We start from the raw sequence: 14,980 nt of genomic DNA on the forward strand, positions 1-14,980 counted from the left end.
CCGACACCGCGGCCAGGGCCGTCCCCCACCGGCGCTGAGCCCCTCCTGGCGCTCGCTCGCGGGAGCCTCCGGCGCCCACTCCTCGCGCCACCTCGCAGGGCGTGTCCCGTCGCGGACCGCGGCCGGGTCCCGTCCTCGCCCTCGCCTCGTGCCCACCCTCGCGCTGTGGTGCCCGACCTCGCCCCGCAGCGCGAGGCCGGGCACCGCGGCGCGAGGCCGGCGGGCGCGTCAGCGGCCGGTGAGGTCCAGGTACATCACGTGCAGGCCGACGAAGCCGTGCTCGGGGTGGTCGAACGCGCCGGGCACCGTGCCCACCACCTCGAAGCCGAGTGACCGCCACAGGGAGACCGCGGGCGCGTTCGTCTCGACGACGGCGTTGAACTGGATGCCGCGGTAGCCGGCGTCCCGCGCCCACGCGACGACGTGCTCACCCAGGGCCCGGCCGATGCCCCGGCCCTGGGCCGCCGGGTCGACGAGGAAGCTCGCCGTCGCCACGTGTGACCCCCGCCCCGGACGGTTGGGACCCATCTTCGCGCTGCCGACGACGGAGTCCCCCTCGACGGCGACGACCGTGCGCCCCGGAGGCGCCTCCATCCACCACCCGCGGGCCTCGTCCAGGGACGACCCGGCCGGGAACGCGTAGGTGCGGCCGGCGTCGACCACCGCGCGGAAGAACGGGAAGACGAGCGGCCAGTCGGCGTCGGTGGCCTCGCGGACGCGCACCGTCAGTCCTCGCGGTGGACCTTGTGCTGCGCGGCCTGCGCGCGGGGACGGACGACGAGCAGGTCGACGTTGACGTGGTGCGGCCGGGTGAGCGCCCAGGCGATGCAGTCGGCGACGTCCTCGGCCACCAGCGGCTCCCGCACGCCGCGGTAGACGGCGTCGGCCTTCTCCTGGCTGCCCAGGCGGTTGAGCGAGAACTCCTCCGTGCGCACCATCCCCGGCGCGATCTCGATGACCCGCACCGGCTCGGCCACCAGCTCCAGGCGCAGCGTCCCGGCCAGCGTGTGCACGCCGTGCTTGGCCGCCGTGTACGACGCACCGCCCTCGTAGCTGACCAGCCCGGCCGTGGAGCCCACGAACAGCAGGTCGCCGGCGCCCGAGGCCCGCAGCGCCGGCAGCAGCGCCTTGGTCAGCCGCACGGTGCCGAGCACGTTGACGTCGTAGGTGCGCGCCCACGAGTCGAGGTCGGCGTCGGCCACCGGGTTGGTGTCGAAGGCCCCGCCGGCGTTGTTGACCAGGACGTCGACCCGCGGCAGCGCGGCGGCGAACGCCTCCACCGACGCCGGGTCGGTGACGTCCAGCTGCAGCGCCCGCCCGCCGGTGCGCTCGGCCAGCGCCTCGAGCCGGTCCAGCCGCCGGGCGCCGAGGACGACGTCGAAGCCCTCCGCGGCCAGGCGCTCCGCGGTGGCCGCGCCGATGCCGCTGGAGGCCCCGGTGACGACGGCGGTGCGCCCGGACCCCGGCAGGGGACGGGCGGTGGACGGTGAGAGATCGGCGACACCGGGCATGTGGCCATCCTGTCCCTGTTGCAGGATGGAGAGCCGACAGGGGTGCCGCGACGGCGCCCGGGACGGCGTGAGGCGGGAGGTCGCGGGTGCCTGCTCGCCGACGCCTCGGCTCCCGCGCGCTGCGCCGGGTCGCGACGATCTCGGTGCACACCAGCCCGCTCGACCAGCCCGGTGCCGGCGACGCCGGGGGCATGAACGTCTACATCGTCGAGGTGTCCCGGCGGCTGGCCGCGCGCGGCATCGCCGTCGACGTGTTCACCCGCGCCACCTCCAGCGACCTGCCTCCGGTGGTCGAGATGAGCCCCGGCGTCACCGTGCGGCACGTCAGCGCCGGCCCGTTCGAGGGCCTCGGCAAGGAGGAGCTGCCCGGGCAGCTGTGCGCCTTCACCGCCGGCGTCCTGCGCGAGGAGGCCCTGCACGAGCCCGGGCACTACGACGTCGTCCACTCGCACTACTGGCTGTCGGGCCAGGTCGGCTGGCTGGCGCGCGACCGCTGGAGCGTGCCGCTCATCCACACCGCGCACACCCTCGCGAAGGTGAAGAACGCCGCCCTGGCCGACGGCGACCGGCCCGAGCCGCGGGCGCGGGTGATCGGCGAGGAGCAGGTGGTGGCCGAGGCCGACCGGCTGGTCGCCAACACCGAGGAGGAGGCCCGCCAGCTCGTCGAGCACTACGGGGCCGACCCCCGGCGCACCCTGGTCGTCCCGCCCGGCGTCGACCTCGACCGGTTCACCCCCGGCGACCGCGCCGCCGCCCGCCGCGCGCTGGGCGTCCCCGCCGACGCTGTCGTGCTGACCTTCGTCGGGCGCATCCAGCCGCTCAAGGCGCCCGACCTGCTGCTCGCCGCCGCCGCGCGGATGCTCGAGGACGACCCGTCGCTGCGCGGCCGGCTGCGCGTGCACGTGGTCGGCGCGCCCAGCGGCTCCGGGCTGGAGGCGCCGCGCCAGCTCGAGGAGCTCGCCGCGCACCTCGGCATCGGCGACCTGGTGCGCTTCCTGCCGCCGCAGAGCCCCGACCGGCTGGCCCTGCACTACCGCGCCGCCGACGTCGCCGTCGTCCCCAGCCACAACGAGTCCTTCGGGCTGGTGGCCCTGGAGGCCCAGGCGTGCGGCACACCGGTTGTGGCCGCCGCGGTGGGCGGCCTGCCCACGGCCGTGCGCGACGGCGTCTCCGGCGTGCTCGTCGGCAGCCGCGACCCCGGCGCCTACGCCGCGGCGATCCGCGCCGTGCTCGCCCGCCGCCCGATGCTCGCCGCCGGCGCCCGCCGGCACGCCGCGGCGTTCTCCTGGGACCGCACGGCCGGCGCGCTGGTCGACGCCTACGCCGCGGCGGGCGCGGAGATGGCCGCCGCCGGGCGCCCGGCGCTGCGGCCGGTGGCCGGGCTCCCGACGGTCCCGCAGGTGGCCTGGTGAGCGGCCCGGAGGAGGTCCCCACCGCGCGGGGCGACGTCGTCGCGGCGCTCGACGCCGTCATCGACGCCACGCTGCGCGAGGCCGAGCTGGTGCACGAGCACCCCGCGCCCGGCCGCTGGCTGGTCGACCTGCCCGGCACGAAGAAGCTCAAGACGGTCTGCGGGCTCGTCGTCGGCGAGCACGCGCTGCGCGTGGAGGCCTTCGTCTGCCGCCAGCCCGACGAGAACCGCGAGCAGCTGTGGACCCACCTGCTGCAGCGCAACGCCCGCATGTACGGCGTCGCGTGGTCGATCGACGGGGTCGGCGACATCTACCTGACCGGCCGGCTGCCGCACGCCGCGGTCACGCCCGAGGAGCTCGACCGGGTGCTCGGCGCGGTGCTCAGCTACGCCGACGACTCGTTCAACACGCTGCTCGAGATCGGCTTCGGCACCTCGATCCGGCGCGAGTGGGAGTGGCGGGTCAGGCGCGGGGAGTCGCTGCGCAACCTGGAGGCCTTCGCCGCCTTCGCGCAGGCCGGGGGAGCCGACCGGAGGGACGGCGGGGGAGCGCCCGCACCGGACGGCGGGGGATGACCGCTCCCGGGCGGGAGGACCTGGCCGCCCCCGCCGAGGAGCGCCCCGGCTACGCCCGGCGCTGGTGGGTGCTGGCCACCATGACGGTCTGCCTGCTCGTGGTGATCATGGGCAACACGACGCTCAACGTCGCGATCCCGACCCTGCAGCGCGAGCTCGGCGCCACCCAGGGCGAGCTGCAGTGGGCCGTCGACGCCTACATCGTCGTGTTCGCCGGGCTGCTGTTCTCCTGGGGCGTCATCGGCGACCGGATCGGCCGCCGCCGGGTGCTGCTGATCGGGCTCACCGTCTTCGCCGCCGGGTCGGTCCTCGCCGCGTTCTCCGACAGCCCCCTGGAGCTCATCGCCTGGCGCGCGGTCATGGGCGTCGGCGGCGCGGCGGTGCAGCCGACCACCCTCGCCGTGCTCACCAACGTCTTCCCGCCCGGCGAGCGCGGCCGCGCCATCGGCATCTGGGCGGCCACCGCCGGGCTCGCCGTCGCGGGCGGGCCACTGGCCAGCGGCGCCGTCCTCACGCACTACTGGTGGGGCGCGATCTTCCTGATCGGGGTGCCGGTCGCCGTCCTCGGCGTCGTCGCCACGCTGGTGTTCGTCCCCGAGTCGCGCGACCCGGCGCCCGGCCGCCTCGACGTCCCCGGCGTCCTGCTGTCGATCGCGGCGCTCGCCGGCCTCGTCTACGGGATCATCCACGGCGGCTCCGGGGTGGGCTGGACGACGCCGGGCGTGCTCGTGCCGCTGCTCGGCGGCGCGCTGCTGCTGGCGCTGTTCGTCTGGCTGCAGCGGCGCTCCTCGCACCCGGCGCTCGACGTCTCGCTGTTCCGCAACCCGGCCTTCTCCGCGGCCGCCGCGGCGCTGGGCCTGAACTTCTTCGCGCTGATGGGCGCCACGTTCTACCTCGTGTACTACCTGCAGGGCGCCCGCGGCTACGACCCGCTGCAGTCCGGCGCCGCGCTCATCCCGGTGGCGCTGGGCATGGCGCTGATGGCCCCGCGCAGCTCGCGGCTCGCCGAGCGGTTCGGCGCCAAGGCCGTCTGCGCCGGCGGCTTCGTGCTCATCACGCTGTCGTTCCTGGGCTTCCAGCTGCTCGACCAGGCCGCCCCGCTGTGGCTGCTGCTCACCGCGCTGACCGTGCAGGGCCTCGGTATGGGCGCGGTCATGGCGCCGGCGACCGAGTCGATCATGGCCGTGGTGCCGCGCGAGAAGGCCGGCGCCGGCGCCGCGGTGAACAACACCGTCCGCCAGGTCGGCGGCGCGCTCGGCGTGGCGATCCTCGGGTCGGTGCTGGCCACCGCCTACGCCGCGAACGTCGGCCGCGCGGTCGACGTGCTGCCCGCCGACGTCCGCGCCGAGGCGAGCACGTCGATCGCGGCCACGCTGGAGGCGGCCCGGACGACGGCCGAGCAGGCCCGCGCCGCCGGGGACGCGCAGGCCGTCGCCGCCGCCGGGGCGCTCGAGGACACCGCCCGCGACGCGTTCGTCTCGGCGATGCACCTGACCGCCGTCGGCACCGCCGCCGCCTCCGCGGTCGCCGCCGTCGTCGTCCTGGTGTGGCTGCCCGGCCGCCGCCGGCCGGGCGCGCGGGAGGTCTCCGCCGCCTAGCGTGGGGGCGTGCAGGAGCCACCCGCGCAGCAGGAGCGGCTCGGCCGCGCGCTGATGGGCGTGGTGGCCGCCTCCGGCCTGGTCTACCCGCTGCTGCTGTGCGCCGTGCAGCTCGTGCTCGCGCAGCTGTTCGTCGTCGACGTCGGGGCCACCGTGCTGTGGCTCGCGGTCGCCGTGGGCTGCTGTGTCGCCCTGGTCGCGGCGGTGCGGTGGGGCGCCGCCCGGCGGGTGCGCAGCCCCTGGCTGTTGGCCGGCCTGGCACCCCCGGCGGTCTACGAGGCATGGGTGCTCTGGCCACTGGTCACCCGCTGAGGACGGCGTCGGGCAGGATGGGCCCGTGACCATGTCTGCGGGAACCACGCCCGGGACCCTCGTGCTGCTCCGCCACGGCGAGAGCGAGTGGAACAGGGCCAACCTGTTCACCGGCTGGGTCGACGTCGAGCTGTCGGAGAAGGGGCGCGCCGAGGCCGCGCGCGGCGGGCAGCTGCTGGCCGAGCACGGCCTGCTGCCCGACGTGCTGCACACGTCGCTGCTCAGGCGCGCCATCACCACCGCCGAGCTGGCGCTCGCCGCCGCCGACCGGCAGTGGATCCCGGTGCGCCGGTCGTGGCGGCTCAACGAGCGGCACTACGGCGCGCTGCAGGGCAAGGACAAGGCCGCCACCCTCGCCGAGTACGGCGAGGAGCAGTTCATGACCTGGCGCCGCTCCTACAGCACCCCGCCGCCGCCGATCGACCCCGGCAGCGAGTACTCCCAGGACGCCGACCCGCGCTACGGCTTCCTGCCCCCCGAGGTGCGGCCGGCCACCGAGTGCCTGGCCGACGTCGTCGTCCGGATGCTCCCGTACTGGTACGACTCGATCGTCCCCGACCTGCGCACCGGCGCGACCGTGCTGGTCGCCGCGCACGGCAACAGCCTGCGGGCGCTGGTCAAGCACCTCGACGGCATGGGCGAGGACGAGGTCGTCGGGCTCAACATCCCCACCGGCGTCCCGCTGCGCTACGACCTCGACGCCGACCTCAAGCCGGTCAAGCCGGGCGGGGAGTACCTCGACCCCGAGGCCGCCGCGGCCGCCATCGAGGCCGTGAAGAACCAGGGCAAGAAGTAGCCGCAGCGACGAGGGCCCCCGCACCGTGCGGTGCGGGGGCCCTCGTCGTACGGCGGTTCAGTTCGGGAGCGCGACCATGTCCCGCTCGCCGGTGACCAGGAAGACCACCCGGCGGGCGACGCTGACGGCGTGGTCGGCGAAGCGCTCGTAGTAGCGGCCGAGCAGCGTGATGTCGATGGCCGACTCCATGCCGTGCGGCCAGCCGGGGCTCAGCAGCTCGGTGAACAGTTGGCGGTGCAGCTGGTCCATGAGGTCGTCGTCGCGCTCCAGCTGGGCGGCGCCCTGGACGTCGAGCTTGGCGATCACCGTGCCGACCTGGGTCACCAGGCTCTGCGCGACGTGGCCGGCCTCGAGGAAGATCGGCCGGACCTCGGTGGGGACGGCGGACTCGGGGAACCGCATCCGGGCCAGCTTGGCCACGTGGACGGCGAGGTCGCCCATGCGCTCGAGGTCCCCGACGATCCGCATCGCGGTGGTGACCGTGCGCAGGTCGGTGGCGACCGGCTGCTGGCGGGCGAGGAGGGTGAAGCAGCGCTCCTCGATGCTCTCGCGCACCGCGTCGATGTGCTCGTCGCCGGCGATCACCAGGTCGGCGAGGGCGACGTCGGCGTCGAGCAGCGCGGTGGTGGCCTTGCTCATGGCCGAGCCCACGGAGTTCGACATCTCCACGAGGCAGTTGTTGATGTCCTCGAGCTCTTCGCGGTAGTGCTCGCGCACGGGTCCTCCTCGTCGGGCCGGCCCTCACCGGTCACGCCGTCCGGACACCTCTGCTCGGCGGCCGTCCCCAGGACACCGAGGGTAGGTGCTCACCGGACAGCGCGAGATCCCGCCCGGTGAACGCGGGGGCACCCGGGCATGAACAATCGGTCTACCCGGTTCCGCGACCACTCACACGGGGGATGTCCCGGGCCCCGCGACGCCTAGCATCGGCGGCGTGAGCCTGCTGGTCGCCGTCGTGGCCGGCCTCGTCGTCGGTGCGGCGCTGGGAGCCGTCGCGGTCGTCCTGGCCCGCCGGCCGTCCGACGCGGCCCCGCGGGCCGCCGCCGACCCCGGCGACGCCGCCCGCGAGGCCGCCCTGGCCCGGCGGCTCATCGACCTCATGGACCCCGCCGTCCTGGTGCTCGACAAGGACGACGCCGTCGTCGTGGCCAACCCGGCCGCCCGCGCCCTGGGCCTGGTCCGTGACCGGCGCCTGCTGGTGCCGGCCCTGTCGGACCTCGTCCGCACGGTGCGCACCTCCGGCAGCCGGCGCGCCGACGTCTCCCTGCCCGGCGAGGTCGTCGGCGGCGGCACCCGCCTGGTCGGGGCGCACGGCGTCCCGCTGGACGCCGCGCCCACCGTCGTCCCCGGCCCCGTCGCGCTCGTCCTGCAGGACGTCACCGAGGCGCGCCGCGTGGAGGCGGTCCGCCGCGACTTCGTCGCCAACGTCGGACACGAGCTCAAGACGCCGGTCGGCGCGCTGGGGCTGCTCGCCGAGGCGATGCAGGGTGCGGCCGACGACCCGGACACGGTGCAGCGCTTCGCCGCCCGCATGGCGCACGAGGCCGACCGGCTGGCCAAGCTGGTGCGCGAGCTCATCGACCTGTCCCGGCTGCAGGGCGCCGAGCCGCTGCCCGAGCTCGCGCCGGTCGACGTCGACACCGTGCTCACCGAGGCCGTCGACCGCACCGGCCTCGCCGCCGCCGCCAAGGGCATCACCATCGCCGTCGGCGGGCGCCGCGGCCTCGCCGTCCGCGGCGTGGAGAACCAGCTGACGACGGCGGTCACGAACCTGCTGGCCAACGCCGTCGCCTACAGCCCGGAGAACACGAAGATCGCCGTCGGCGCGCGGTCCCGCGGCGGGTTCGCCGAGATCGCCGTCACCGACAGCGGCATCGGCATCCCCCGGGCCGACCGGGAGCGGGTGTTCGAGCGCTTCTACCGGGTCGACCAGTCGCGGGCCACCAGCACCGGCGGGACCGGGCTGGGCCTGGCGATCGTCAAGCACGTGGCCAGCAACCACGGTGGCTCGGTGAGCGTGTGGAGCGAGGAGGGCCTCGGCTCCACGTTCACCCTGCGCATCCCCCTCGCGGTCGAGGACCCCTCCGACCGCCCCGAACCTCCCGGCGCGGCGGACGACGCCCCGGCCGGGGTCCTCCAGGAAGGACGGAAATGACGCGAGTGCTCGTGGTGGAGGACGAGGAGTCCTTCTCCGACGCGCTGTCCTACATGCTCGGCCGTGAGGGCTTCGAGGCGGTCGTGGCCGCCACCGGGCCCGAGGCGCTGGCCGAGTTCGACCGCGCCGGAGCGGACATCGTCCTGCTCGACCTCATGCTCCCGGGCCTGCCCGGCACCGAGGTCTGCCGGGCGCTGCGCTCCCGCAGCAACGTCCCGATCATCATGCTCACGGCCAAGGACTCCGAGGTCGACAAGGTCGTGGGCCTCGAGCTCGGCGCCGACGACTACGTCACCAAGCCGTACTCGGCGCGCGAGCTCGTCGCCCGCATCCGCGCCGTGCTGCGCCGCCGCGGCGACGTCGACGCCCCCGTCGAGGGCGCGCTCGAGGCCGGCCCGGTGCGCATGGACGTCGAGCGGCACGTCGTCGCCGTCGACGGCGAGCAGGTGGCCCTGCCGCTCAAGGAGTTCGACCTGCTCGAGCTGCTGCTGCGCAACGCCGGGCGGGTGCTCACCCGCGGCCAGCTCATCGACCGCGTCTGGGGCTCGGACTACGTGGGGGACACCAAGACCCTCGACGTCCACGTCAAGCGCCTGCGGGCCAAGATCGAGCCCGACCCGGCCAACCCCAAGCACCTGGTGACCGTCCGCGGCCTGGGCTACAAGTTCGAGCAGTGACGCGATGACATCGTCGGCCTCCGGCCGACGGGCGCGGCCAGGAGGCGTCCCCCCGCTGCACTGAGCCGTTCCACGGCATCCCGGTCGGGAGCCTCCGGCCCCGCGACCGGTCCACCGTCCTCGCAGGGCGATCACGTCGTCGGCCTACCGGCCGACACCGCGGCCAGGTGCCGTCCCGGCCTGCGCTGAGCCCTGCCACGGCGTGCCGGTCGGGAGCCTCCGGCCCCGCGACCGGTCCGCCGTCCTCGCAGGGCGGCACCGGCGGGCACCGCGACCACGCGTGGGCTCACCACGTGTCGCGCGTGCTCCCGTCAGCTCGGGGGTGGGTCCTGCGGACCCGCCACCCGAGCTGACCGACCGGGGTCACTGGCCCCGGCCGGTCTCCTCCTGGAGCTCGTCGATCTTCTTCGACGCGTCGGCCTTCGTGATGTCCTCCGGCACGTCCTCGCCGGCCTGGCGGGCCAGCGTGTGCAGGTAGCTCTTCTGCGCGCCCGTGGCGGGCTCGTCGCCGGTCACCCAGTCCGACGGGTCCTTCTCCGCCGTGGGGTCGCCGGCCTGACCGGTGTTGACGTTCGATTCGCTCATGTGTTCGAGCCTAGGCGCGCGCGAGCTCCGGCGCAGGTCGAGCGGCCGCGGCGGCCGGCGCGGCCTCGCGGGACTCCCAGCGGCGGCCGGTCCGGTAGACGTGCACGCTGCCGCAGGAGGGGCACTCCACGGCCAGCGCGACGTGGGTCGGGTGGTTGGTGACCGATCGGATCCGCCGGTCGGCGACCAGCTCGTCGGCCCGGGTCACGGGGCAGGTGATCAGCAACATGGGACGAGCGTGCTCCGGCCGATCCGCGCCGACGAGTGGCAGGGGTGACATGGACCGCGTCTTTCCTGCCATGATGTCGGCGTGACCGGAACCGACCGTCCCGTCGTCGTCAGCCTCCTCGCCGGGGACGGCGTCCTGGGCGCCTTCGGCCTGGGCGTCGCCGCGGAGGTCTTCGGCTACGACCACTCCCGCTTCGGCCTGCCGCGCTTCGACTTCGCGATCGTCAGCACCGCGCCGGGGGTGGTGCGCACCGACACGGGGCTCGCCGTCCACGCCGAGCACGGCCTCGAGCGGCTCGCGGTCTCCGACGTCGTCCTGGTCACCGCCTGGGAGAAGTTGTCGAAGCCGGTGCCGGACGAGGTCCTCGAGGCGCTGCGCGCCGTGCACGCCCGCGGCGGCCAGATCATCAGCCACTGCACGGGCGCGTTCGTCGTCGCGTCGGCCGGGCTGCTCGACGGGAAGCGGGCCACCACCCACTGGCGCTACGCGGGCGAGCTCGCCGCCCGGTACCCGGCGGTCGACGTCGACCCGCGCGTCCTCTACGTCGACGAGGGGACCCTGATCACCGGTGCCGGCACGGCCGCCGGCGTCGACGCGCTGCTGCACTTCGTGCGCCGCGAGTGGGGCTCGGCGGCGGCCAACGCGCTGGCCCGCGAGATGGTCGTGCCGCCGCACCGCGACGGGGGCCAGGCCCAGTACATCGACGAGCCCGTCGCCCGCTGCGAGGACGACCTGCTGGGCCTCGTCCTCGACTGGGCCCGCGCGCACCTCGCCGAGGACATCAGCGTCGAGGTCCTCGCCCGGCGTGCGCTCATGAGCCCGCGCAGCTTCGCCCGCCGGTTCAAGGCCACCACGGGGACGACGCCGCACGCGTGGCTGCTCGCCCAGCGCCTCGCCGCGGCCGAGACGCTGCTCGAGGAGAGCGACGCCCCGGTCGAGGAGATCGCCCGGCTCGTCGGCTTCGGCACCGCGGCCGGCTTCCGCGAGCAGTTCGGCCGCCGCCGGGGCGTCTCCCCGAGGGCCTACCGGCAGACCTTCCGCGCCGCGGCCCTGGTGCCGGTCAGCGAGGGCTCGGCCGCCTGAGGGCGGGGGAGGGTCAGACCGGGATCGGCCGGGCGACGCCCACCAGGCTGTCCAGCCGGCCGGCGTTGCTCGGCGCGAGCGGGCTGCGCACCACCTGCGTCAGGGCGAAGCCGGCGCGCGCCAGCACCATCGCGTGCGTGCGCGGGGTGAAGTGCCAGATGTGCTCGGCGGGCTTGAGCGTCCACCAGCGGGTGCCCAGCAGCCGCGCCGGCAGTGACGACACGTAGGGCGTGGAGAACAGCACGACGCCGTCCTCGGCCACCAGCGAGCGCGCCGTCCGCCAGAAGTCGAGCGGGTCGGGCACGTGCTCGACGGTGTCCCAGGCGCAGACGACGTCGAAGCCCGGGGTCAGCGGCGCGTCGGCGAGCTGGCCGCAGAAGACGTCGAGGCCGAGCGCGTCCACCGCGTGCTGCGCGCCGGTGCGGGAGAGCTCCACGCCGCTGGCCGTCCAGCCGGCGCGGCGCGCGGCGTCGAGGAACAGCCCGTAGCCGGCGCCGACCTCGAGCAGCCGGCCCCCGGCGGCGCGACCGCGCACCCGGTCGAGCAGGGCGAGCCGGCCCGCCGTCCAGGTGCGCTGCAGGACCATCGCCGGGTCGAACCGCCCCGTCTCCTGCGCCCCGCCGTCGGCGGACCCACCGTCGACCGCACCGCCGTAGACGCCGCCCTCGAAGTAGCCGACGTCGTCGTAGAGGCGCTGCAGGGCCTCCGGGCGCAGCCGCGGGCTGACGAACACCAGGCCGCAGGACGGGCAGCGGACGACGCCGAAGGGCGCCAGGTCGTGCACGAGCCGGCCGCGGACGCCGCAGAGGCAGCAGTCGACCTCCTCGGTGTCCTCGGCCGTCCAGGTCGGCGGGGGAGGGGTCACCGGGGCAGCCACGGCGGTCAGCGTACGGAGCCTCCGGGCACGGTCCCGGTACCGGTCCGGCCCGCGCCGACCGGCGCGTCGGCCGGGCCGCTCGCGCCGTCGGAGGCGTCCGCGGGGGCCGGGGTACCGCTCTCGGGGTAGCGCTGGGCCAGCAGCGTGCCCAGGCGGCGCCGCACCGCGGCCGACACCAGCCCGTCGCCGTCGTGCGGCGCGTCGGCGTCGAGCAGCTCGCCGGGGACGACGACGTAGCGGTCGGGCGCGGCGTCGGCCCGGGCGAGGAACCCCGCGCGCACGGCGTCGGCGTCGGCACCGTCGGGCCCGGCGGTGACCGGCGAGTCGACGAGCACGGTCAGGTCGGGCAGCAGGCCGCGGGTGGCCCACAGCGACGTGCGCAGGATGCGGTCGGCGTCGAGGCCCTGGCCGGCCCCGTGGAAGGCCATCGAGGTGTCCACGTAGTGGTTGCACACCACGATCTCGCGCCGCTGCAGCGCCGGGCGGATGACCGTGGCCACGTGCTCGGCGCGGTCGGCGGCGGCCAGCAGCGCCGCGGTGTAGGCCGCCACCGGGCGGCCCTCGTCGTCGGTGACCGTGCGGCCGTCCGTCGCCGTGCGGCCGTCGGCGGGCGGCGAGGCCGGCGGGAACAGCAGCCCGCGCACCTGGCGGCCGAGCGCGGTGTCGCTGGGCTCGTGCGTGGTGACCACCGGGCGGTCGTCCGCGCGCAGCACGCGGGCGAGGTCGGCGGTGTAGCGGCGGGTGAGGTCGCGGTCGGCGCCCTCGACGACGACGAACAGGCCCACCCCGCTGGAGGACGCCGACAGCAGGTCCGAGCTGCCCCACAGCAGCCGGAACACGTCGCGGGCCCGCGTGCCGGGGCGCCCGCGCGGCGCCACCTGCCGGACGGCGTAGGCGCTGACCCCGAGCGCGAGCAGCGCGCCGACCAGCAGCGTCAGGCCCGGGCCGCTGACGGTGAACCGCAGCTCGCCGACGTTCAGCTCGTGCGAGCCGAGCAGCCCGGCGAGGCCGGGGCCGACGGCGACGGCGAGCAGCAGCTCGATGCGCACCGAGGAGAAGACGAAGGCGAACACCCGCCCGCGCAGCCGGTCCTCGACCTCGAAGCCGATCAGGGTGTAGCCGATGATCCAGGAGACGCCGGCGAAGAGGCCGACGAGGAACGCCGCGGCCGCGGCCAGCACGAACTCCTGCAGCAGCGACATCGCGAGCAGCGCCAGGCCGGCCAGGCCGATGGAGCGGGCGAACAGGGTGCGCCGGGGGATGGTCGGCAGGATCCGCGGGCCGACCAGCATGCCCATCGCCAGGCCCGTGAAGACGACGCCGAAGAGGATGCCGTAGCCCGCGGCACCGGCGTCGAGGGTGACGACGTAGAGCTGGGCGACGCCGACCGTCAGCCCGCCCGCGCCGAAGGCCCCGATGACGCCGACGTAGAGCGCACGCATGAGCGGCTGCCCGCGCAGGAAGGACACGCCCTCGACGACGAGGGAGAAGACGTTCGCCGGTGCCTCGCGGTCGACCTGCGTGGCCGGTATCAGCGCCCGCGACAGCAGCACGATGCCCGCCGACAGCGCGAAGGTCAGCGAGTTGAACACCAGCGCGACGACGATCGCCGTCCGGGTGTCGCCGGCCTCCCCGCCCGGGAACACCCGCGAGACGGTGGACAGCAGGGCGAACAGCAGCGCGGCGACGGGCACCGACCCGTACACGCTGAACAGCGACACCTGGTTCGCGGTCGCCAGCCGCTCGCGCGGGACGATGGCCACCCAGTTGGCCTGCTTGGCCGGGTTGGTGAACAGGCCGACGGCCTCGACCAGGAACTGCGCGACGTACAGCCAGGTCAGCTCGTAGCTCAGCGCGATGGAGAGGTACAGGCCGCAGGCGAGCAGGTCGCCGACGATGACGGTGGTGCGGCGGTCGAGCCGGTCGGCCAGGGCACCGGCGATCGGGCCGAGGAGCAGGTCGGGCAGCAGCCGGACGAGGATGACGCCGGAGATGGCGACGCCCTGCACCGCCGTCGACTCGTCGCGGGTGAGCTGCTGGGCCATCGCGGTGGTGGCGAGCAGGCCCAGCCAGTCGCCGAGGCTGGAGACGGCGATCGCCGCCCACATGCGCCGGAAGACCGGGATCCGCAGCAGCGCGACCAGCGCGTTGTCGGTGCCCCGACCGGTCGCCGACGACCCGGGCCCGTGCGTGCCCGGGCTCGCCGCATGTCCGTCGCTCACAGTCCTCGCCGTCCGGTCGTCGCGGTCGTCCTCCGCAGGGTAGTGGCGGACCGTGATCGTCAGGCCCCGCCGCACCCGGACGGGCGAGCGGTCTCAGGCTCCCGGCCGCCGGGGGAGGAGCGTCAGCGGCACCGGCGCGGGGCTGGCTGGGTGCGGCGCGACGAGCCCCTGGTCCAGCCGCGCCTCGGTGAGCCGGCGCAGCTCGGCGTAGGCGTCGGGGCCGACCAGCGCGGTCAGCTCGGCGGCGTAGGTGAGGACCAGCGGCTCGGGGGAGACGTGCGCGGCGGGGGAGCCGGTGCACCACCAGTGCAGGTCGGCGCCGCCCGGGCCCCAGCCCCGGCGGTCGAACTCGCCGATGGTGCTCACCAGGACGGTGCTGCCGTCGCCCCGCTCGACCTCCTCCTGCTCGCGGCGCACCGGCAGCTGCCAGCAGACGTCGGGCTTGGTGAGCAGCGGGTGCAGGTCCTCGCGCAGGGCCATGCGGTGCAGCGCGCAGCCGGTGCCGCCGGCGAAGCCGGGCCGGTTGAGGAAGACGCAGGCGCCGTCGACCAGGCGGGTGCGCAGGGAACGGACGCCGCCCTCCCCGGGGGCCTCGTCGGCGGCGCCGTCGTCGGCGTCGTCCTCCTCGGTCCACGCTCCGCGGCCGACGGGGGCGAGCTGCCAGTCGTCGTCGGTGAGGTCGGCGACGGCGGCGGTCACCCGGGCGAGGTCGTCCTCGTCGCTGAAGAAGGCGCCGTGACTGCAGCAGCCGTCGTCGGCCCGGCCGGGGACGACGCCGGCGCAACCGCGGCCGAAGACGCAGGTCCAGGCCGAGGACAGCCAGGTCAGGTCGGCGCGGACGCGGTGCCGCGGGTCGGCCGGGTCGGGGAACTCCACCCACTCGCGGGCGAAGTCGGGGTCGACCTCGGGCGGCACGTCCTGCACCCGATCAGGCTAGGTCGGCTCCCG

At 75.6% G+C, this 14,980-nt stretch carries 16 protein-coding genes; 8 read left to right on the top strand and 8 right to left on the bottom strand.

Annotated features, from left to right (window positions below; translation table 11 throughout):
• Positions 1 to 228 precede the first annotated feature (228 nt).
• Positions 229 to 723, bottom strand: a complete 495-nt coding sequence (locus tag BUE37_RS15550) for a GNAT family N-acetyltransferase (RefSeq protein WP_073421241.1) — start codon at positions 721 to 723, stop codon at positions 229 to 231.
• A gap of 2 nt (positions 724 to 725) precedes the next feature.
• Entirely contained in the window at positions 726 to 1,511 is a 786-nt protein-coding gene (locus tag BUE37_RS15555; RefSeq protein ID WP_073421242.1) for an SDR family oxidoreductase, read from the bottom strand.
• Between the two features lie 86 nt (positions 1,512 to 1,597).
• Here BUE37_RS15555 and mshA point away from each other — a divergent pair, with 86 nt between their 5' ends.
• From mshA to BUE37_RS15580, 5 genes are read left to right on the top strand one after another with little or no spacing between them, the layout of a single operon-like run.
• Positions 1,598 to 2,923 carry a D-inositol-3-phosphate glycosyltransferase gene (gene mshA, locus BUE37_RS15560; protein ID WP_083628748.1) on the top strand — a complete coding sequence of 442 codons (1,326 nt, stop codon included), beginning with the start codon at positions 1,598 to 1,600 and terminating at the stop codon, positions 2,921 to 2,923.
• Complete coding sequence (locus BUE37_RS15565) at positions 2,920 to 3,498, top strand: YbjN domain-containing protein (RefSeq protein WP_073421243.1); 579 nt, start codon at positions 2,920 to 2,922, stop codon at positions 3,496 to 3,498. The genes mshA and BUE37_RS15565 overlap by 4 nt, the downstream gene beginning before the upstream one ends.
• Positions 3,495 to 5,096, top strand: a complete 1,602-nt coding sequence (locus BUE37_RS15570) for an MFS transporter (protein WP_073421244.1) — start codon at positions 3,495 to 3,497, stop codon at positions 5,094 to 5,096. Before BUE37_RS15565 ends, BUE37_RS15570 begins: the two co-directional genes overlap by 4 nt.
• A 9-nt stretch (positions 5,097 to 5,105) precedes the next feature.
• Positions 5,106 to 5,408, top strand: a complete 303-nt coding sequence (locus BUE37_RS15575) for a hypothetical protein (RefSeq protein WP_073421245.1) — start codon at positions 5,106 to 5,108, stop codon at positions 5,406 to 5,408.
• Positions 5,409 to 5,439: 31 nt separating this feature from the next.
• Positions 5,440 to 6,204, top strand: coding sequence for a phosphoglyceromutase (locus tag BUE37_RS15580; protein WP_073421918.1), 765 nt, complete (start codon positions 5,440 to 5,442; stop codon positions 6,202 to 6,204).
• Positions 6,205 to 6,261: 57 nt separating this feature from the next.
• Here BUE37_RS15580 and phoU read toward each other — a convergent pair whose 3' ends face one another.
• Positions 6,262 to 6,921, bottom strand: coding sequence for a phosphate signaling complex protein PhoU (gene phoU, locus BUE37_RS15585; RefSeq protein ID WP_073421246.1), 660 nt, complete (start codon positions 6,919 to 6,921; stop codon positions 6,262 to 6,264).
• A 217-nt stretch (positions 6,922 to 7,138) separates the two neighbouring features.
• On the opposite strand from phoU, the gene BUE37_RS15590 reads away from it, so the two are divergent.
• On the top strand, positions 7,139 to 8,359 hold the full coding sequence (locus tag BUE37_RS15590; RefSeq protein WP_073421247.1) for a sensor histidine kinase: 1,221 nt from the start codon (positions 7,139 to 7,141) through the stop codon (positions 8,357 to 8,359).
• Positions 8,356 to 9,036, top strand: a complete 681-nt coding sequence (locus tag BUE37_RS15595) for a response regulator transcription factor (protein WP_073421248.1) — start codon at positions 8,356 to 8,358, stop codon at positions 9,034 to 9,036. Before BUE37_RS15590 ends, BUE37_RS15595 begins: the two co-directional genes overlap by 4 nt.
• A 363-nt stretch (positions 9,037 to 9,399) precedes the next feature.
• On the opposite strand, the gene BUE37_RS15600 is transcribed toward BUE37_RS15595, so the two are convergent.
• On the bottom strand, positions 9,400 to 9,621 hold the full coding sequence (locus tag BUE37_RS15600) for a DUF3072 domain-containing protein (RefSeq protein WP_073421249.1): 222 nt from the start codon (positions 9,619 to 9,621) through the stop codon (positions 9,400 to 9,402).
• A 10-nt stretch (positions 9,622 to 9,631) separates the two neighbouring features.
• Positions 9,632 to 9,850 carry a hypothetical protein gene (locus BUE37_RS15605; RefSeq protein WP_073421250.1) on the bottom strand — a complete coding sequence of 73 codons (219 nt, stop codon included), beginning with the start codon at positions 9,848 to 9,850 and terminating at the stop codon, positions 9,632 to 9,634.
• 81 nt (positions 9,851 to 9,931) lie between these two features.
• On the opposite strand from BUE37_RS15605, the gene BUE37_RS15610 reads away from it, so the two are divergent.
• A complete protein-coding gene (locus BUE37_RS15610; protein WP_073421251.1) occupies positions 9,932 to 10,933 on the top strand; it encodes a helix-turn-helix domain-containing protein in 1,002 nt (333 codons plus the stop codon).
• Between the two features lie 13 nt (positions 10,934 to 10,946).
• Here the strand turns inward: BUE37_RS15610 and BUE37_RS15615 are convergent, their stop codons facing one another.
• From BUE37_RS15615 to BUE37_RS15625, 3 genes are all read right to left on the bottom strand, one after another.
• Positions 10,947 to 11,810, bottom strand: a complete 864-nt coding sequence (locus BUE37_RS15615; RefSeq protein WP_245794645.1) for a class I SAM-dependent methyltransferase — start codon at positions 11,808 to 11,810, stop codon at positions 10,947 to 10,949.
• A gap of 5 nt (positions 11,811 to 11,815) precedes the next feature.
• Positions 11,816 to 14,032, bottom strand: coding sequence for a bifunctional MFS transporter/dTMP kinase (locus BUE37_RS15620; RefSeq protein WP_073421253.1), 2,217 nt, complete (start codon positions 14,030 to 14,032; stop codon positions 11,816 to 11,818).
• Positions 14,033 to 14,125: 93 nt separating this feature from the next.
• Positions 14,126 to 14,956 carry a DUF3109 family protein gene (locus tag BUE37_RS15625; RefSeq protein ID WP_073421254.1) on the bottom strand — a complete coding sequence of 277 codons (831 nt, stop codon included), beginning with the start codon at positions 14,954 to 14,956 and terminating at the stop codon, positions 14,126 to 14,128.
• Positions 14,957 to 14,980: the final 24 nt, after the last annotated feature.

Origin of the sequence: Geodermatophilus nigrescens, from assembly GCF_900129495.1 — a bacterium.
GTDB classification, from domain to species: domain Bacteria; phylum Actinomycetota; class Actinomycetes; order Mycobacteriales; family Geodermatophilaceae; genus Geodermatophilus; species Geodermatophilus nigrescens.

What these genes read in the sequence shown, in the direction of transcription:
- BUE37_RS15595 (WP_073421248.1), top strand. Translation starts at nt 8,356, where the DNA reads ATGACGCGAGTGCTCGTGGTGGAGGACGAGGAGTCCTTCTCCGACGCG.
- BUE37_RS15580 (WP_073421918.1), top strand. Translation starts at nt 5,440, where the DNA reads ATGTCTGCGGGAACCACGCCCGGGACCCTCGTGCTGCTCCGCCACGGC.
- BUE37_RS15570 (WP_073421244.1), top strand. Translation starts at nt 3,495, where the DNA reads ATGACCGCTCCCGGGCGGGAGGACCTGGCCGCCCCCGCCGAGGAGCGC.
- BUE37_RS15600 (WP_073421249.1), bottom strand. Translation starts at nt 9,621, where the DNA reads ATGAGCGAATCGAACGTCAACACCGGTCAGGCCGGCGACCCCACGGCG.
- BUE37_RS15555 (WP_073421242.1), bottom strand. Translation starts at nt 1,511, where the DNA reads ATGCCCGGTGTCGCCGATCTCTCACCGTCCACCGCCCGTCCCCTGCCG.
- BUE37_RS15605 (WP_073421250.1), bottom strand. Translation starts at nt 9,850, where the DNA reads ATGTTGCTGATCACCTGCCCCGTGACCCGGGCCGACGAGCTGGTCGCC.